Below are 16783 nucleotides of genomic sequence, written 5' to 3'. Positions count from 1 at the left end.
GGCGCTCCTTACGGCTGAAATGTCTGTTCGAACGTGGCGGTGACGGTATGCGTCAGCCCGTTGGGAAGTGGTTCGGTGTGGGTGTCGCAGCTGTAGAGCGCAGTGCCGCGAGGACCTGTCCAGAAGAAGGATCGGCCCGCGTGCGCGTCGAGGAAGTCGACGATCTGGTCGATGCGCGCTTTTGGACCTGTGAAGGTGAGTTGGTAGCTGCGGCTGCGTGGGTTGATGCCTTCCGGCGCCCGCTGGGTGTAGCCATCGCCGAATGCCGCCTTGCGCACAGCCGCATTCGCTGTCGCCGCGCCGCTGCTGGTCGGCTTCCAGATGAAGGTGTCCGTCATCGGCGTGCCCCCGCCATGTGGAGCGCTCCGCCCGGGCGCATGTCCTTCAACTGCAGCTCGCGGTACTTGCTCTCCACGAATCGGCCAAGTTCCTGCCCGAACTGCTGCATGAGCGAGGTGTCCCCGTTCGTCTCGGTGGTTCCGTCGCTGTTGACGATCACCTGGACGTGCACCGCAGCGGCGCCGCCGGCGGATGCGCCGGCACTCGCTGCAGGCGCCGCAGGTATGACGCGACCGTCGTTGCCAGGGATGAGGTAGGTACGGCCGCTGCCGTCGTCAAAGAGCTCAGGCCGGCCACCCTCACCCACTTCGTACAGCGTCGAGCCGCGCACCGGACCGCCCATCGCTCGGCCGCCGCCGAAGTTCACGCCCTCATTGAGCCAGCCGGTGTTGTTCCCGAAGCTCTGTGCACCATAGGTGGACATGCTCGTTCCGCCGCCACCGCCCCACGCCGAGGCCACCGCGTTGATGATGCCCACGGCGGCCTGCTTTGCAGCGATGCGTGCCAGGTCAGCAACGATGGAGTTGGCCAGATCCTTGAACGACAGCTTGCCGGTCTTGGCGAACTGCACCCATGCGTCCTCCCACCCCGACAGCGCGGTGTTCATCAGGCTGCTGGCGTTCTCCATGGCGTTGTTGGCTGCGAAGGCATAGTCCTCCCATGCCCGCTGTGCGCCGGCACGCCAATCGCCCAGCATGGCCAACCGCGCTTCCTGGAACACCCTTTCCTTGGCCAGCTCCTGATCCCGGAAGGAAGCTGCATTGGCAGCCATCAGGTCCCAGGTCTCCTTGTCCTTGGCCACGTCACGGCTGCCGAGGCGCTTAAGCTCGTCCTGGTACTCCCGCTGGATGTCCAGCTGCCGGCGCAGCATCGCCACCGCATCGCCGCCCTTGCCCATGCCCATCAGGTCCAGCTCGTTGGCACGGTCGCGGTTGCTGCTTGCCTGGTTGAGGATGGCCTGCTGCCTGGCCAGCGCCTCAGTGGCCTCCCGCTCCTTCTGATAGGCGGCGGCCTTCTTGCCGGAGGTCAGCAACTGCTCGCGCTCGGCCACCAGCAGCGCCCGGGTGGAGGCCGTCATGGTGTTGGTCTTGTCGTCCAGCTCCTGCTTGATCTTGGCGGCCAAGCGTTCGCTCTCCGTCACCTTGACCCCGGTGTCGACCAGCTGCTTGTTGGCCTCGATCTGCCGCTGGGCGTTCGCGAGCATGGTCTGGGCGGCGGTATCGTCCGCGTTCCGCTTTCCTACGCCCTCCCGGCGGTTGAAGGTCTTGTCCACGTCTGCCTGGGCCTTCGCGATCAACCGCTGCATGGACCCATCGAAGTGCCGGACGTCGTTGTCGGCGAGCCGGTTGTACTGGGCAATGATCTTGAGGCGGGCAGCTTCCTTGGCCGTGGCGCGATCGAGCCCGGCAATCTGGGCATTGATGGCCTCGGATGCCGACTGCTCGGCCGTGGCGCGCTCCTGGCTGGCTGCTGCGAGCTCGCGGGCCGTCTGCGGCTCCAGTGCACCGCCCTCATCGATGGGCGTGGGCATCCGGGGCATACCGCGCATGCGGGTCGAAAGCCCGTTGAGGGCTTCTGTAAGCGACGGCAGGCCGAGGTTCTTGACCAAGGTGCCGCCGACCGCTCCCAGCCCCAGCATGTCGCTGAGACGCGGCAGGCGGGCGAGGATGCCCCACTCCTTGGCCAGGTCGGTGATGGCACCGGTGACGTTGCCGATGGCGCTCCAGGCGCCGCCGATATCGTCCTTCAGGTCTCGCCACCACTTCGACATGCCGGGCATCACCGCCTCTGTGCGGTTGGCCACCTCATCGAGGTGCGTCGCGTAGAGCTGGATTGCCTCGTTGGCGGCCTGCTGGGTGCGGCCCTCTTCCTCCAGCGCGGTGATGCGCGCCAGCTGTGCAGCGGTCAGGAAGCGCTCCGCATCGTTGAGCTTCAGCAGGCCTTCCACCGGTTCCTTGGCGATGGATTGGAATGCGCTGACGGTGGCTGATGCGGCGCGGCCGGAGGACGCCTCCATTCGCGCAGCAGCAGCTGCCACCAGCTCGAACTGCTCGCCGGCGAAGCGGCCAGCCTTCGCGGTCTCGGTCAGCGCGGTGACCGCACCGCCGCGCGACACGCCGTCCAGGCGGTCGATGCTGGCGGCCAGCGCCTCGAAGCCATCGACCCCGATCACCGCACCCTGCCCGCTCAGGATGAGCTGCTTCTGGAACTGGAAAAGCTCGTCTTGGCTCTGTTTGGCCGCGAGCGCCATGGCCGTCAGGGCAGCTGCAGCGATGGTCAGCGGGTTCACCAGGCCGATCACGTAGCCGCCCACGGCCCGGGCAGCCGGGCCGATGCCGCCAAACTGGTCCTTCAGCTGCCCACCCTGCTGGATGGCCACCATCCATGCCGGCTGCCCGCTGATCAGGCTGGTGGTGATGTCAGTGACCTGCATCGGCACCATCCGCAGGTTGTTCTGCAGCTGCCGCGCGGAAATGCCCATGCCGTTCTGCGCATTGGTCGCATTGAGCACGGAGGTGCGCATGCCCTCGATCTTGGTCTGGTACTGGTCGAACACGCTTGCGTTGACCAGGCCGGCCTTGTGGGCCCGCTCCAAGCGGTCCTCCATGGCGGCGAGCCGGTTCAGCGCCGCCACGGTCGGGTCGATCTGCCCCAGCAGCTGCTGCAGGTTGATCTTCTGCGCCTCTGCCGCCGCAGCTGCCTGCCGCTGCTCGTTCGCTGTCCGGGCCTCAGCCTCCTGCAGTGCCTTTGCACGGGCGGCCAGCCGCTCCTGCTCGCTGCCTGCAGACGCCATGGCACGCGCCTTGTGGTCAATGCCCAGCGCAGCGTCGCGGGCAGCCTCAGCCAAGGCACGTTCCGACAGGTTCGCCGCCTGGTTACTCTGCGTCCATGCCATCGCCTGCTGTGCCACCGCTTTGTAGCGGGCTTCCTGCTGGCTCAGCTGCTGCTCCAACTGCTGGCTGGCAGTGGCCACCTGGGCCGTCGATGCGGCTGCTGCGGCGCCGGCGGCACCGTAGGCCTGCACCTGCCCGGCGGTGCTGGCCAGCTTCCCGTCCAGAGCGCCCAGCGATGCCAGGATCTCCGCATTGGTCCGATTGAGCGTCTGCAGCTCCCCAATGACCGCGCCCGTGCCGGTGCCGATACGGTCGAGGGCGCCGCCGAGACGGTCACCAAGGACGCTGGAGGAGCGCTCAACCGTCCTTGCCAGCGCCTGGTAGTCCCGGTCCAGACGATCAGCAGCCCCACCGGCGCGTTCAGCGGCCGCCGCGTTCTCGTCCAGTGCCTTCGTACCTTCGACCAGGCCACTACTGTCGACCTTGTAGCCAAGCTCGGCGATATCCATCAGGGGCTCCTGTTCTACTGCTGCTGTGCCCGCTCACGCGCGGCTTTCTGGTCTTCGCGCACCGCGCGGAGGTACTGGTCATCCATCGCCAGGAGCATCTGCACCTCCTCTGGCAGGAGGTCGATCTGCAGCAGGCGACTCCATTCGCCTACGTCAGCAAATGTCAACGCCTCCGGACCGCTGTGTCGGCGGCCGGAGAGCTGCCAGAACCAGTCCCAGACGTGGGTAATCGCGTCCGGGACGTCCAGCTCTGGCGATTTGGTCTCGAAGCGCTCGTTGCGCTGACGCCGGGTTTCGCCGTTCTCATCCGCCATGTCGTAGCGGACGGCGATGTAGGTGGCCTCAGCCGCCTGCTTCACCAGATCCGCGAAAGAAAGCCGGACGGTCGTTCAGCGCTGCATCGGCCTGTTCGCCCACCCACGGCAGCTCCTTCAGCAGGGTCTTGAGGGTCTGCTGGTCGAACGCGGGCTTCTCGCCATGGAAGGTCAGCTCCCCCTTCCACTCCCAGCCACTGATCGACGCGGCCAGCATCGACAAGCGCACGGCCTCCAGCTGCTCGGCCGTCACCTTGCCGCGGTGGCCCATGCGCTCGTTGAGCGACTTGCGGGAAGCGGCCTTCACCTGCGGGTGGCTGTCGGGCAGCAGGATGAGCACCAGGCCCACGGGTTCGTCGGTGGCCGGGTGCAGGATTTCCAGACGGCGTTCTGCCGCCACGATGTTGGTCAGTTCGGTCATGTCGTGATCCTTGTTGCGATCCGAGAAGGAACCGGCGGGGAAGCTGTCGGATCAGGCAGCCTTTCAGGCGCGCGCCCTACCCCGCCGGTATTCGGTTACGGGGTGACGGGAGCCGGCACCACGAGCGGGGGCTGGTTGAGGCCCAGGACGTAGGTGTTGAGCACGAAGTCCTCGTTGCGGCCGCCCGGGGTGTTCGGGCCGGCCACCAAACCGCGCAGGTACTCGATGGAGCCGTCCGCACGCTCGACCTTGAAGGCGTAGGCGTCCGGGACGTCGGGCGCACCAGCGGCACGCATGGCGATCTGGCCCGGGTCGGTCAGATCCTCGGCCACTTCCACCGGCGGGTCACCGGCATTGGTGATGCCCTTGCCCTTCAGGGCCACCAGCGTGTCCCAGGTGTCGTAGGTGACGATGTTGGTGTTGATGCCTCGCTCACCGACGCTGCCGACCTTCTTCACCTGGACATAGGCAAGGGCGGCGAACTCGGTCTGCGTGAGATCTTCGTTCTGGGGGGTCACGCAGATGAACAACTTGGAACCTGCGTTGGTCTTTGCTTCAGCGGCCATAGCCGTGGTCTCCTCGCGATGGGCGTAAAAAAACCCGCCACGGGGCGGGGTCGGTAGAAAAGAAAAAGCCCGCTGTTAGCGGGCCTGTTGGTGTCACCTAAGCCTTGTCAGGCTCTGCAGCATTCGTAGTGCGGTGTACGCGCGAACTGACCTGTCTTGCAGCACCCGTCCAGAGAGAGAAACGCGCTTTGCCTTCTTGTATTCAAGTTCGATGATGTGCAGGAGCTGGAGGAACTGCAGACTATCTTCCTCACTGAGCCGTTCCCCCAGCGCCAACCTTTCTGCTGGCCCCGGCGCTGGGTCGTATCCCTCGTTTCGCGAAAGGTGAATTGCAATCCAGTCCTGAAACGGGCGTGCAGCCTCGTTGAACTCTTTACGCTTGTCCCGAAACACCGCCGCTTGGTGAGAGACGAATGCTCCTGCAACAAAGCTGAAGATGCTCCACCCTATCGTCCACGCCGTATCCGCCACGCCGGTACTTTACTTGCTTCCAGGACTAAGCTTAGCGGCCACCAGCTTCAGTGCCTCAGCTGGCTTAAACCCGGCCCGCAGATACTCCTCATACTCATTGCGGACCCAGATGGCCTGCTCTTTGTTGAACTCGTACATCAAGCTGCGAGAGGCCTTCATGCGGTCGACGGAATCGCGCAGCTCTTTCAACGCTCCCTCGCTGAGGGGGCCATCGCTTCGCACCAGGTGCAGGTTGGGCGTCTTGGGACTCATGGGCCGGAGTCTACCCCGAAACGAAACCCCTCCACCGGATGGTGACCGGGTGCATTACCCGCTCCGGGTCCTGAATGATGCTGCTGGTGGACGGCCGCTCGTAGACAGCCATGCCGGCGAAGCGGGTGCCCTTGGCAAACGCGACGATGATGGCGTCCGTGATGGGCGTGCCCACCATGATCCCCTTCCCCGGCCGGTAGCAGGCTGCCAGCTGGCCGAACCCCTGCATCAGGGACGGGCCGTCGTCGGCCAGGCCGTAGTTCTGGGTCCGGTTGGGGAACCACTGGAGCTCCAACCACCTGGCATCCTTGCCGGTCGGCGGGGTGAACCCGATTCCGGGGTACGAGCAAGGCAGTCCCTGCGCCGCCGCGAATGCGGTGACCAGCTTCGTGAAGGCGTCGTAGATCTCGGTGTCGTTCATCGCATACGGCCCCTGATCTCGGCGGTGACCTCGGCCACGATGAAATCCCAGCGCTGCGCCGCCGCCCTGGCAAAGCCCTTGCCGGCCTGCGCGTAGGTCCTGCCCTTGCTGTCCTCGCCGTAGAACCCGTGCTCCATGCGCATGGCGTATTTCGCGGTCCACCCGGCCCATACCGTCTGGCCCAAGTCCATGCTTGCAAACACCAGCGGCGGATCCGTCGCGCCACCGGTGGGCATGCCCTCCAGGGAAGCCGCAACCGAGTTACGCAGGAACCCGGTGTCCACTGGCATGCGGCCTCCCATACTCTCCGGCGTGTTGGCCTCCTCCATGAGCCGCTGCGATGATTCGCGGAACACCGCTAACTGCATGCCCTTGGCCTTCTCGGCGAAGGCACGGACTTGGCTGCCAAACTTATTGGCCACGCTGCACCTCCGCTGCCATGTCCACCCGGTAGGTCTTCGTGCACCGGCAGCCGATGGTTTCTTCCGCCGGCGCCCCGAGCGCGGTGTCGCCCGGGAACCTCATCAGCGCACCGCTTGGCGTTTGGAACGGCTCACCGAACCGCCGCTTCTGGCCGTTCATCGCCTTGTGGCTATGCCGCGTGCGGTCATCACCGGTGGCAGACCAGCCGCAGGTGACGTTCTCAGGGGCCAAACGGCCCGATTCAATCTGCTGCCGGTAAGCCTCATCGCGGCCGGCGTTCATGGCCGTCAGCGATTCGGTCCTCGCGATCATCTCGCCGCGCAGCGACAGCAGCCGGTCGGCGTAGCGGCCGGCAATCTTCTCGATGTCCGCCGCCGCCACCGGCTTGCTGCCCGCGATCGCGCGCTTGACGATACCGTCGAGGCGCTTGTCCCGGCGCTGCCGGTCGAAGTACGCCGCCATCTGCGTGGGATCGCCGCTGGCCAGCTGCTGCCGCACGTTTGCAACGTACTGCGCCTGCTGTGAAGTCAGGCCCACCACCCCGCCGGCGCGACGTCCGGTTTCGCCTACCCGGCCGACGAGCTCGAGCGCGCTCTGGCGCGGATTCTGTCCGGCAGCCATTCCGCGCACCAGGTGCTGCCTCACCATCTGCCGCTGGTCCTCCACGATCCCAACGATCAGGCGCGACGAGTTCTCCTGCAACCAGCCCTCAGCGCCGCGGTTTCGCAGGTCGAACCGGAACCGAAGCGTCGGCGTCTCGACGGCGGGGTTGTAGCCCCCGCGAACCTGCTGCCGCATCGAGAGCCGCGGTAGCTCCTTGATGCCTGCATCGCCACCAGCGACGAAGGCCTGCCGCACCGATTCCGCCATCGGCGAGAAAGCTTCCGAATCGAAGCCCAACGCTTCCAGCACCCTGTCGACCTGGCCAGCGCGCAGCAGCTCTGCCAGATGATCGACCTGTGCTTGGTTCCGCATGCCCGCGACAGCCTGCTCAAAGGATCGGCGGATAGCCGGCTCCAGGCGACGCGCCAGCAACTCCAGCTCGCGTGGGGTGAGGTAGTCCATCAGCGGCGGGCGTGGAATTCGTAGAGCAGAACCTGGCCACCTGGCGAGAGTGGCTGCAGGTCGATGAAGTGGAACGTCTCCCCTCCCAGCATGATCCGATCATCCTTGCTGGGCGCGATGTCGACCGCCGTAGAGATCAGACCCAGCTTGTCGCCCTGCAGCACCAGCGTGGCGTCGCGGTCGGTCAGGCTGTACTCGATCTCGACCACCTTGCAATCGTGGTGCGTGGAAGGGCCAGGCTGCGGGTTGTGGGGCGGCCCAGTAGGCGCTCCGTCCCGTTCGAGCTGGGTGGCGTACCCGTAGCGCGCAATCAGCCGCTCGGCGGTGGCCTGCATGCGGTTGTAGAAACGGCTCATACGACGCGCACCGCCGGGCCGACCGCAGGGGTGCGCAGCAGCGGCGCCAAGATCTCATCAATCGCTGGAATCACCGGTCGATTCGGCAACTGGCCAGCCGCCGCCGCATCGGCATAGGTCACCTCGATGGGACCGACCTTTTCTCGGGTGACCGCCTCGCTGGAGATGAAGTCCGGCGACAGGCTGCCAGGGCTGGCCAGCTCGCGCAGCGCCGCCTCATACGTGGCCCGCTCCACCTCTTCCGGAATCTCGTCGGGCTGGATTGGGTCGCCGTCGTAATCCGAAGCACCGGTGCGGGGCCATTCGTTGGGTTGGCCCCGCCCGGCAGTACGCACGCCAGGGAACATCGACGACCAGCGGCCGGATGCCAGCAGCACCCGGTGCCGGCCATCGACGTAGTCCGTGGCGCGGACCAGCGCGCCGGTGCGGGCCTCATCACTGCCCGCTGCCCAGGCCGCGTTGCCGCGCGCCTGGTGATAGCTGTCCGCGCCTTCCAGCGTGCCGTACATGGTCAGCCCTCGCCCTTCTTGGCTTCGGCGGCCGCAATGGCTTCCTGCAGCTTCGGAACGCCCCAGGTTGCCTTGGCGGCGATGCCGAGCGCCTTCGCGCGGGCGATCAATGCATCCTTGTCCGCCGCGGCATCCGGCTTCTGGGTACCGGTGGTGGTTGGGATGCTGGTGGTGCCCTCGCCCTTCTTGGCTTCGGCATCAATCGTCAGCTGCTGCACCGATGCGGCCAGCAGCGCCTCACGGGCATCGCTGTCCAGGTTGTTCCAGTCCTCGACGGACAGTCCCGATGCCGAATGCGCGTGCTGGACGATGTGCCCCAGCGGAACCGTGGTGTCGTCGACCAGCAGCACGTGCGAGGGCAGAAGGTCCGACCCGAGCAGGGAAGGTGCAGCCGGCGGCGGCGAAGTGGCCGCGGAGGCGCCGCCGACGGAGATGATTTTCCCGTCCAGCCAGCCCTTGACGACCGCGTTGTTCTTGACGCTGTCCCAGGACGCAACGGGCGTGGGCACGCCAGGCGGCAGCACAGTGCCGTTGGGCAGGCCGATGGGGCCCTTGTGGTGATTGGTGATCTTCATGCTTCGCTCCAGTGGGGCCCCGGCACATGGCCGGGGCCGTTGCAATCAGATGCCGTCCAGGTAGACGACTTCCTTCGGCAGGCGAACGTCCAGGCCACCGAGGCGCATGACGCCCGGGATATCCCAGCGCAGCGGGCCGCTCTGCCAGGCAGGCAGGAAGCGGTGCGGCATCGGCATGTGCATCTTCAGAACCTGAGCATCCTTGCGATACGCCACCAGGCGCGTGGTGCCACCGACACCCGCCGTATCCAGGCCACGCTGGCCGCGCACGGTGAGCGGCCGGCCAAACTGGACGGTGTAGATGTTGTTGGCCAAGAACCACTGCAGGACGGTCATGTCGCTGTTGTCGCTCATCTTTCGGGTGGCGATGAGCTGGTACTTCGACCACGGCATCAGCAGGGTGTCGGCCATCGAGGCGGTGTTGGTGCCATTGAACACGTTGATCAGCGCTTGATTGAGGGTGCTGACGATGAGTTGCGTGTCCGTGCTGGCGTCCCAACTGCCGGTCGGAGCCGCCACCGGGGTGACACCAGCGGCATTGAACAGGCCGGTGAAGCCCTTGGTGTCATCACCGAGCAGAGCGACGCGGTCGACCATCTCCTCCGAAGCCTGGCGCGCTGCGGCGGCATCGTCCGACTGCAGGCTGATGCCCAGCAGCTGAGCACGGCCGACCTCTTCCCAGCCGAAACCGTATCCGATACCTGCGGTGTGCACGCCGGTCTGATGCTGAGCGCGGGTGATGCCGGCCTTGGGGACGTCATCGGCGTTGCCGTTGATCCAGCCAGCCTTGCCGTACTGGTCGGACGAGTAGTAGGTCACCGAGGTGGCGAACTCGCTACCGGAGGTGTCGACCGGAACCAGGTCGCGGTACTGGACCGACGGATAGACGGTCCTGTAAACGCCCGGCTCGATGATCGAGGTCTGGGCGACGACGAAGCCCAGTGCTGCCTGGGCGTCGAAGAGGGGGATTGCTCCATTCATGGGGTTGGCTCCTTAGCCGAGACGGACGACGGCCAGCTGACCGGCGGCGGTGGTGCTGGTGTCCCAGCGGGCGCCTGCAAAGGCGGTGTTGCCGGTGTCCACGTTGGTGAACGTGCCGGTGCCGGTGACGTACACCGGGTCGCCGGCCTTGACCGCCACGGCAGCGGTCACCCACACGTCGCCCTTGGTAATCACACGGGCGGAGGTGCGCTGCGCGAAGCTGTCCGGGACGCCTGCGCTGCCGACGGCAGAACGGTCCAACAGGGTGATGCCGACGAGCTTCAGCGCGCCGGTGCCAGCCAGGACGATGCCCTTGTCCGCAGTGCCTTGAGCGACAGCGCGGCCGAAGCCGATGCCAGGAGCGGTTTCGACGTCGCGGGAGATGATCGTGGCCGGCAGCATGGTCGCCTGCGCGCCGAGGATGGCTGCCGGCGGGGTGTCCGGATAGGTGGTCTGCAATGCCATGGCTTAGGCCTCCTTCTGATTGGCGGTGCGGTAGTCCAGGCTGGCCACGGACGCGGCATAGCCATGGTCCTGGACGGGCTGGCGATGGATAGCCCGGTCGCCGAGGGCAACGACGACCGGATCGCGGGGCGTTGCGCCGTCGGCCAGGATGTCGAAGCGGGCTTCGATATAGGCGTCGGGCTTGCCAGCCACTGCGGCGTCGCCAAGCTTGGCGACTACGGCGATCTTGCGGACTTCGGGGTCCGACTTGCCGCTGTAGTCGGTGTCATGGATGGCCTTGGCCTTGCCGATCAGGTCGCCGCGCTCCCGCACGCGATTGTCCAGATCGGCGTCGCTCAACACCTTGGCCTTCAGGTCGTCGCGCTCGGCTTCGAGCTTGGCGATGGCTGCGTCCTTTGCGGCGATGGCGGTCTGGTGCGCGGCATCAGCGGTGCCCGCGGCGGTCTGCGCATCCTTCAGCTGCTGCTGCAGCTTGCTGATGGCCTGGGCGCCGGCGTCGTTGGTGACGACGGAAAGCCCATCGACCAAGATGGTCTTGTCGCTCATGTGGTTCTCCTGGGGTTGTGGATGGGCGCTTGGATCCGGAGCACCGGGGGTGCGCCCATCCCCGATGCGAAACTGAGAGCCGGCCCTGCCGCGCTGGACAAGGGCCAGATGGTTGTTGCGAATGTTTCGCTGGACCGCGTCGTAGGGTTCACCTTCCGGCGTCACCCCATCGGTCCAATCGATCTCTGAGGAATACCCCTGCGACAGCTCGCGCTTGCCGGCCTCGTAGTCCGCGATCGCGTCCTGATCCATCAGAACCAGCGGAACACGCACGCGGTTCTTGTCGTGTACGACCTCGTCGCCGGTCTGGCCAACGGCATACTTCTTCCAGTTCTGCGCGTTCACCTGTTCCGGCGGGTGGTCGTTGGTCATCGGCCGGTGCGCGAAGCTGCGCATCGTTGCATCGGAGAACACCTCCTCCGGTGGCCGGTAGACCCGCACGTTCAACAGGTCAGGCCGGCCCAGCTCCTCTCCCAGGTAGGTCTGGATGCCGGTCCGCGCCACGTATGCATCGGCCACAAGGTAGCCGTCCACGGTGCGGCGAGGCGCCGACACCGAGACGTGATCGATTAGGTACATGGGGTCAGTCCTCTCGGATCTCTTCGAAGATTTCCGGGCCCAGCACGATGCGGCCGCGGTACGGCTCGACCTTCAGCAGGTCGACGGGAGCCTTGGTGAGGCTGATGTGCGGGGTGAATTCCGGGTAGTCGTGCGAACCGCCGGCGCGGATGATGCTTTCGTGCCGCCACGACAGCGCTGACGAAGCGAACAGGATCACCGCCGACATGCCGCCCAGCGGCTCGACGGCGCGCGGGCCACCTTCCGGTATCACCACCCGGTCCTTCCCGTCGTTGCCCCAGTCGCTCGCGTTGCCTGCCTTGATCCAGTCGAAGGCCTGGCGCGAATAGGCGACGGTCACGTGCAGGTCGTCGACCAGATGCGTGATTCCCTGACCGCGCGCCCAAGCCTCGATTTCGTCCGTGTTGATCACCTTACGGCTTACGTACAGGGACCGAGGCTGAGCGTCGACCACGGTTGCCGTTGCCGTCGCCGCGCTCTCTTCCTCGTCGATCTCATCGCTCTCGCCATCGGGGTTGGCCTGGCCGTACTCCAGCATCTCCGCTTCCAAGCCTGGCGCGACGCCAGCCTCGGTGAGCATGTTGACCGCCACCACCGACATCACGTCGTCGGGAATGAGGCGGGTGTCGGCGATGGTCTTGATGGTGTCAGCCGTGGTCTTGCCGATGGCGGCGCGCTCGGTGTCAGTGGTCTGCCACAGGCTGCGCCAGTTGTAGAACACCTCCTTCGGCCGGCTTCCCAGCGCCGAACGGATCAGGCACTCATCAAGCACCTGCAGCGCCGGCGCCAGCACCAGCTCCTGGCTGGAGCTGATCCGGTCGTAGTAATTGCGCAAATCGCTTTCGCCGCTGGCATTCATGCCGCCGGGCGACTGGCCGAGCAGCCGGGTCATCGGGATATCCGAGGCGCCGGCGGTCAGCTGCATGAAGGCCATCAGCAGGTCGGTGAGGCCGCCGAACTGTGCCTGCTTCTGTTCGTAAGACTCCTCGGCATCCAGCAGCAGCGCGCCGTTGATGCCCTTGGCCATCATGGCCAGCTGCATCCTGCTCAGCATCTGCGCTTCGTATGCCGGATCGGACAGCATCGACATGAAGTTCGGGATCTTGATCACGTCGACCTTCGCTTCAAACACCAGTGAAGCGATGTTGCCGGCCGTGCTGTCGGCGTCCTTGATGGCTCTGCTGATCGCCAGCAGCACCGAATCGCCCCACCCGTCACCAGTGTCGAGCTCCGGATCCGGCTTCGTGGCGCCTTGCAGGATCACAAGCCGGCTTGGATGGATTCGGAGCTGACCGGCAGTGCCACTGCTGAGGTTGTAGTAGGCGGGCCGGCCGTAGCCTGGCGATTCCGGGTCACGGTCCAGCTCCCCCGCCTGCAGCACCCGCTTGGACAGCACGTTGATGTGCTTGATGCCGCCCTTGCCCACCGATTCCGGGTTCAGGGGATTCAGCGGGTCGGACTGCCCCGTACCGATGTAGAGAGCAGCACCGCCGGCGAGACGTGCGCGCGTGAGCGCTTCCAGCATCTTCTGCTGGAGGCCGAGTCGCTTCTCCTCTGCCTCGATGGCGGAGATCTCGGCCTGGTCAGCGCTCCACCCGCGCCACTTGCGGCAGCTGTCCATTGCAGGGATATCGATGACCTTCCGCGCCAGCCAGGTGCCGCGGTAGGCATTGTTTGCGTCTGCGTCCGTCAGGAGCGGCAGGCCGTAGAACGAGGACGCCGCCTTGTCGCGAGGCGTGCCCAGGTTGGCAACCAGGTTGACCAGCCCGTCCTTGATTTGTGCGAGCTTGCCCATCAGAGAGCGTTCCCCAGGTTGTAGGTGCTGCCGGTGACGAGCTCGGCGAACGCGCCCGAGAGCCCGTCCACCTGGTCATCATGTTTGGCGTTCGGGAACTCGGCGATCTCGTCCAAGAACGCTGCGACCCACGGCCCCTTCACCAGCTTGATGTTTCCGGCTTCGGCTTGAGCCTCGACCGGGGTTGCCCGGACCTCCTTGGATCCGGATTCCAGCACCGCCTTGACGTCCCAGCCTGCCAGCAGCTTCACCTGGTGCGCGGCGTTGCTCTTGCCTGCAGCGCCAGGATCCTGCGGGATACGAACCTTGATGCCCTTGCCGTCCTGCACTGCGGTGTTCTTCAGCATCCGCTCCACGCCGGCGGGCGACACCTGGTCGCGCACCACGTCGAGCACGTAGTACGTGCCGGCGAATTCGCCTAAGAGCAGTCCGACGGTGTAGTCCGGATCGCTACTGGTTTTCTCCTTCGGGTCGGTGGCAGCGAAGTCCCACCGCCGGACCTTTCGGGCCGACGCGATCGCTGGCGCGGCCTCGACCACTTCGAACCACTCCCGCTTGAACCGGCCGCCATCGCGCGGCGTTGGCCGCTGCTGGTACTGACCGGCGTATGCGTAGCTGCCTTTCGCACGCTTGAGCCTGTCGACCTCGGCGCGCGGGAAGCGCTCTGGAAACAGGAGCTGGCCGTCTTCGGTGCGCGGGTCCTCGAAGAAAAGCTCACCGTTCACGTAGGTGCGGCACGGGCCGCCGGTTTTCTTGCCGTCCTTGTCGACCCGCTCTGCTTCGAACTCCATTGGCAGATTCAGGTGGACGAAGCCCAGGTCCAGCTCCAGCGCCACCGCTGCAACGTCCTGCTGGTGCAGGCGCTGCATGATGATCACCATCGCCGAGGAGGTGATGTCGTTCAGTCGGTCGGTAATGCCCTCACGGAAGATCCGGACGGCGGTCTTGCGCTCGGCGTCGCTCTCGGCGGTCTCGGTCGAATGCGGGTCGTCCACCTTCACCCGGTCGCCGCGGCCACCGGTCATGGAGCTGAAAGGCCTGGCCTCGCTGAAGCCGTTACCCGTGTTCTCGAACTTCCCTTTCGCGTTCTGGTCACCGCGAAGCTTCATCGGCCACGCGGCCTGGTACTGGTCGCTCTCGATGAGCCGCCGCAGCTTCAGGTTGTCGCGCAGCACGTTGGGCTGGCTGTAGGAAGTGGCCAGCATCTGTAGGTCCGGGCGGCCAACCGGGCCCCATTCCCACGCCGTCCAGAACACCAGCAGCAGCGACTTCATCATGCCGGGCGGCACGGTCATCAACAGGAACTGGATATGGCCCTCGGTGACCGCCTCCAGATGCCTGCACATCGCCCGCAGCGCCCAGCCAAACTTCAACGGCCTGGCCGGCTCCAAGATATGCCAGTGCTCGAGGATGAAGCCCTCCAGCGTCTGCGATCTTGCCCGGATGCCCTCTACGTTCTCGGAAATACGCTCCCGCTCGCGCTCAGCTGCCCTCCTCGCCCGCTCCGCCCGGATCTCCGCCAACGTCGGCAAGCGGACCGAGGATCTGTTCAAGGCGGTCGAGGTCATTGTCCGATAGGTCTTTCAGGTTGTAGGTGCCAACCGCACCGGAGTGCTGGCGCTTCTCGATCAGCAGGCCGGCCAGCTTCCCCTTGCCCATGGTCGCGGTCACTGCGGCGCTGACCTGTTTTTCCTTGAGCGCCAGCTTCCTGGCCTGCTCCAACTCCGCCATGAGGCTGGCCACCGTCACCTCCGCCTGTGTGGCCACCCTCCTCTGCCCGGCGCGGACCGCGGCTTGGACGTCTGGATACGTAAGCAGTCGCGAGCCCTGTTGCTTGGCGGTCTTTTCGCTATATCCCGTACGGATGGCGGCTTGCGTGCCGTTCTGGTCCTTCAGGTATTCGTGAACGAAGCGCTGCTGTTTTGGAGACAATCCGCCGCACGCCGTCTTGGGCCGCTCCCGTGTGGGAGCTGGCTTCTTTCCCAGTCGGTTAGGCTTCATGGTTCGCTGTCGGAAGAGATCTTCTGATTTTCGGCTAATCTGCGCAGGTCCACCTTATATGGCCCGCCACGATGATTACTTCGAACGTCTACCACCGCATCCGCCAACTGAGAATCGGTGAGAATGTCGGAACCATTTTTGCAATCGACGTTGATCGACGCCAGTATCTCGTTACTGCAAATCACCTGCTGGAACAGTGGGCGCCTGGCCAGACCATTAGCATATGGCATGCAGGCGGGTGGGTCCCACTCCTGCCCGAGTTGGTCGGACGAAACGAAGCGGCTGACGTTGCCGTCTTTTCTCCCCATTGTCAGATTTGTCACCCTCTTTCAATGGAACCCACCGCAGCCCACATGGTTTGGAGCCAAGACGTTTACTTCCTTGGGTATCCCCATGGATGGCGCGCCGATGTTCCAGAGGAGTTGAATGGCGGATACCCGCTTCCCTTCGTGAAGAAGGGAATAGTCTCTGCAATGGTTACTGCCAACGGATTTGAGACCATTTTTCTGGATGGTCACAACAACCCAGGCTTTTCGGGAGGGCCGGTCGTGTTTAGACCGCAAGGTGGTAGTGAGTTGAAGGTGTGCAGCGTGGTTACCGGCTTCAGATATGTTCCTGAGCCAATCTATGATGAGGACGCAGAATTGCCTTTTATGCTTCGCAGCGATACGGGCATCATTGAATCGTCGAACATCAACACGGTCCTGCGACTCATCGAGCAAAACCCCATTGGTTTTCCATTGCCATAGGTGCTTGTACGCCTCTATCAGCGCTGATCACGGCTTGGCAGGCGCTGAGCTGGTCGTCGGCGTCGTGGCCGGCTCGAACAACAGCCCCCGCAAAGTCTGCTCGGCGCTGGGCGGCCGCATCACGTTCGATGGCGGCGGCGGCAGCGTCGGACAGACGCTGGGTTTCGCAGCCTGCCCACCCATCGCGCAGCCGGAGATCGCCAGCACGCAAGTCAGCCACAACAGAATCAGCGACGGCCGGGGCCGCGGCACGGTCTTCTTCATGCTTCGCTCCAATGGCGGCCATGGTGTCGGCCTGCTTGTGTTCGGTGCCGCGCACCTGGTTGACCTGCTGTACTTGGGCGGCACTGGTCCTGGCGTGCTGCTGTGCTTCGACGCCCTCGGCGCGATCGCCGCGCCATGCCCATCCGGCGCCGAAAGCAGCGGCAGACCAGACGATGAACGCTAGTACCGCGATGGCTGCCCGGTTCATCCGGTCACCATGTGTAGCCAGGGCTTGATCAGGCCCCACAGCAGAGGGACCAGCCAGAAGAGGATGCCCATCAAGGCCGCGCCGGCAATCATCGCCAGAACGATGCCGCCGATGAACCAATTGCCATCTCCGCCGTACAT

22 protein-coding genes are annotated in these 16783 nt (G+C 65.2%); 1 reads left to right on the top strand and 21 read right to left on the bottom strand.

Annotated elements, in window-relative coordinates; translation table 11 throughout:
* Window positions 1–8: 8 nt before the first annotated feature.
* From AC06E7_RS15480 to AC06E7_RS15390, 19 genes are all read right to left on the bottom strand, one after another.
* Window positions 9–338 carry a phage tail protein gene (locus tag AC06E7_RS15480; protein ID WP_478065255.1) on the bottom strand — a complete coding sequence of 110 codons (330 nt, stop codon included), beginning with the start codon at window positions 336–338 and terminating at the stop codon, window positions 9–11.
* Entirely contained in the window at window positions 335–3682 is a 3348-nt protein-coding gene (locus AC06E7_RS15475) for a phage tail length tape measure family protein (protein ID WP_478065254.1), read from the bottom strand. Before AC06E7_RS15475 ends, AC06E7_RS15480 begins: the two co-directional genes overlap by 4 nt.
* Window positions 3683–3696: 14 nt before the next feature.
* Window positions 3697–4041, bottom strand: a complete 345-nt coding sequence (locus tag AC06E7_RS15470; protein ID WP_478065253.1) for a phage tail assembly chaperone — start codon at window positions 4039–4041, stop codon at window positions 3697–3699.
* Window positions 4025–4417, bottom strand: a complete 393-nt coding sequence (locus AC06E7_RS15465; protein WP_478065252.1) for a hypothetical protein — start codon at window positions 4415–4417, stop codon at window positions 4025–4027. Before AC06E7_RS15465 ends, AC06E7_RS15470 begins: the two co-directional genes overlap by 17 nt.
* 95 nt (window positions 4418–4512) lie before the next feature.
* Window positions 4513–4983: a hypothetical protein gene (locus tag AC06E7_RS15460; RefSeq protein ID WP_478065251.1), complete on the bottom strand. Its 471-nt coding sequence runs from the start codon at window positions 4981–4983 to the stop codon at window positions 4513–4515.
* Window positions 4984–5076: 93 nt separating this feature from the next.
* A complete protein-coding gene (locus AC06E7_RS15455) occupies window positions 5077–5454 on the bottom strand; it encodes a hypothetical protein (protein ID WP_478065250.1) in 378 nt (125 codons plus the stop codon).
* Window positions 5455–5463: 9 nt separating this feature from the next.
* Window positions 5464–5706 (bottom strand): hypothetical protein, encoded by a 243-nt coding sequence (locus AC06E7_RS15450; RefSeq protein ID WP_478065249.1) that lies wholly within the window; start codon window positions 5704–5706, stop codon window positions 5464–5466.
* 10 nt (window positions 5707–5716) lie between these two features.
* Window positions 5717–6127: a phage tail terminator-like protein gene (locus tag AC06E7_RS15445; RefSeq protein ID WP_478065248.1), complete on the bottom strand. Its 411-nt coding sequence runs from the start codon at window positions 6125–6127 to the stop codon at window positions 5717–5719.
* A complete protein-coding gene (locus AC06E7_RS15440) occupies window positions 6124–6549 on the bottom strand; it encodes a hypothetical protein (RefSeq protein WP_478065247.1) in 426 nt (141 codons plus the stop codon). Before AC06E7_RS15440 ends, AC06E7_RS15445 begins: the two co-directional genes overlap by 4 nt.
* Entirely contained in the window at window positions 6539–7615 is a 1077-nt protein-coding gene (locus AC06E7_RS15435) for a phage minor head protein (RefSeq protein ID WP_478065246.1), read from the bottom strand. The genes AC06E7_RS15440 and AC06E7_RS15435 overlap by 11 nt, the downstream gene beginning before the upstream one ends.
* Entirely contained in the window at window positions 7615–7971 is a 357-nt protein-coding gene (locus AC06E7_RS15430) for a hypothetical protein (RefSeq protein ID WP_478065245.1), read from the bottom strand. The genes AC06E7_RS15435 and AC06E7_RS15430 overlap by 1 nt, the downstream gene beginning before the upstream one ends.
* Window positions 7968–8480, bottom strand: coding sequence for a DnaT-like ssDNA-binding protein (locus tag AC06E7_RS15425; protein WP_478065244.1), 513 nt, complete (start codon window positions 8478–8480; stop codon window positions 7968–7970). The genes AC06E7_RS15430 and AC06E7_RS15425 overlap by 4 nt, the downstream gene beginning before the upstream one ends.
* A gap of 2 nt (window positions 8481–8482) precedes the next feature.
* On the bottom strand, window positions 8483–9055 hold the full coding sequence (locus tag AC06E7_RS15420; protein WP_478065243.1) for a hypothetical protein: 573 nt from the start codon (window positions 9053–9055) through the stop codon (window positions 8483–8485).
* Window positions 9056–9100: 45 nt separating this feature from the next.
* The gene (locus AC06E7_RS15415) at window positions 9101–10036 is read right to left on the bottom strand and encodes a DUF2184 domain-containing protein (protein ID WP_478065242.1); all 936 of its coding nucleotides are present in this window, start codon (window positions 10034–10036) and stop codon (window positions 9101–9103) included.
* Window positions 10037–10048: 12 nt separating this feature from the next.
* Window positions 10049–10501 carry a structural cement protein Gp24 gene (locus tag AC06E7_RS15410; protein ID WP_478065241.1) on the bottom strand — a complete coding sequence of 151 codons (453 nt, stop codon included), beginning with the start codon at window positions 10499–10501 and terminating at the stop codon, window positions 10049–10051.
* Window positions 10502–10504: 3 nt separating this feature from the next.
* Window positions 10505–11626: a DUF2213 domain-containing protein gene (locus AC06E7_RS15405; RefSeq protein WP_478065240.1), complete on the bottom strand. Its 1122-nt coding sequence runs from the start codon at window positions 11624–11626 to the stop codon at window positions 10505–10507.
* A 4-nt stretch (window positions 11627–11630) separates the two neighbouring features.
* Window positions 11631–13421: an anti-CBASS protein Acb1 family protein gene (locus tag AC06E7_RS15400; RefSeq protein ID WP_478065239.1), complete on the bottom strand. Its 1791-nt coding sequence runs from the start codon at window positions 13419–13421 to the stop codon at window positions 11631–11633.
* On the bottom strand, window positions 13421–14989 hold the full coding sequence (gene terL / locus AC06E7_RS15395; protein WP_478065238.1) for a phage terminase large subunit: 1569 nt from the start codon (window positions 14987–14989) through the stop codon (window positions 13421–13423). The genes AC06E7_RS15400 and terL overlap by 1 nt, the downstream gene beginning before the upstream one ends.
* Window positions 14904–15422, bottom strand: coding sequence for a terminase small subunit (locus AC06E7_RS15390; protein WP_478065237.1), 519 nt, complete (start codon window positions 15420–15422; stop codon window positions 14904–14906). The genes terL and AC06E7_RS15390 overlap by 86 nt, the downstream gene beginning before the upstream one ends.
* A 71-nt stretch (window positions 15423–15493) precedes the next feature.
* Between AC06E7_RS15390 and AC06E7_RS15385 the strand changes: the two genes are divergently transcribed.
* Window positions 15494–16171, top strand: a complete 678-nt coding sequence (locus AC06E7_RS15385; protein WP_478065236.1) for a S1 family peptidase — start codon at window positions 15494–15496, stop codon at window positions 16169–16171.
* Here AC06E7_RS15385 and AC06E7_RS15380 read toward each other — a convergent pair.
* Together AC06E7_RS15380 and AC06E7_RS15375 are read right to left on the bottom strand one after the other, a co-directional pair.
* A complete protein-coding gene (locus tag AC06E7_RS15380) occupies window positions 16134–16643 on the bottom strand; it encodes a lysis system i-spanin subunit Rz (protein WP_478065235.1) in 510 nt (169 codons plus the stop codon). The two genes, AC06E7_RS15385 and AC06E7_RS15380, sit on opposite strands and share 38 nt — an antisense overlap.
* Window positions 16640–16783, bottom strand: coding sequence for a hypothetical protein (locus tag AC06E7_RS15375; RefSeq protein ID WP_478065234.1), 144 nt, complete (start codon window positions 16781–16783; stop codon window positions 16640–16642). The genes AC06E7_RS15380 and AC06E7_RS15375 overlap by 4 nt, the downstream gene beginning before the upstream one ends.

The sequence above is a fragment of the Stenotrophomonas sp. Steno-Z4 genome, assembly GCF_056393145.1.
The sequence above is the reverse complement of the archived record's forward strand: the minus strand, read 5'-3'. Positions and strand labels throughout refer to the sequence as shown.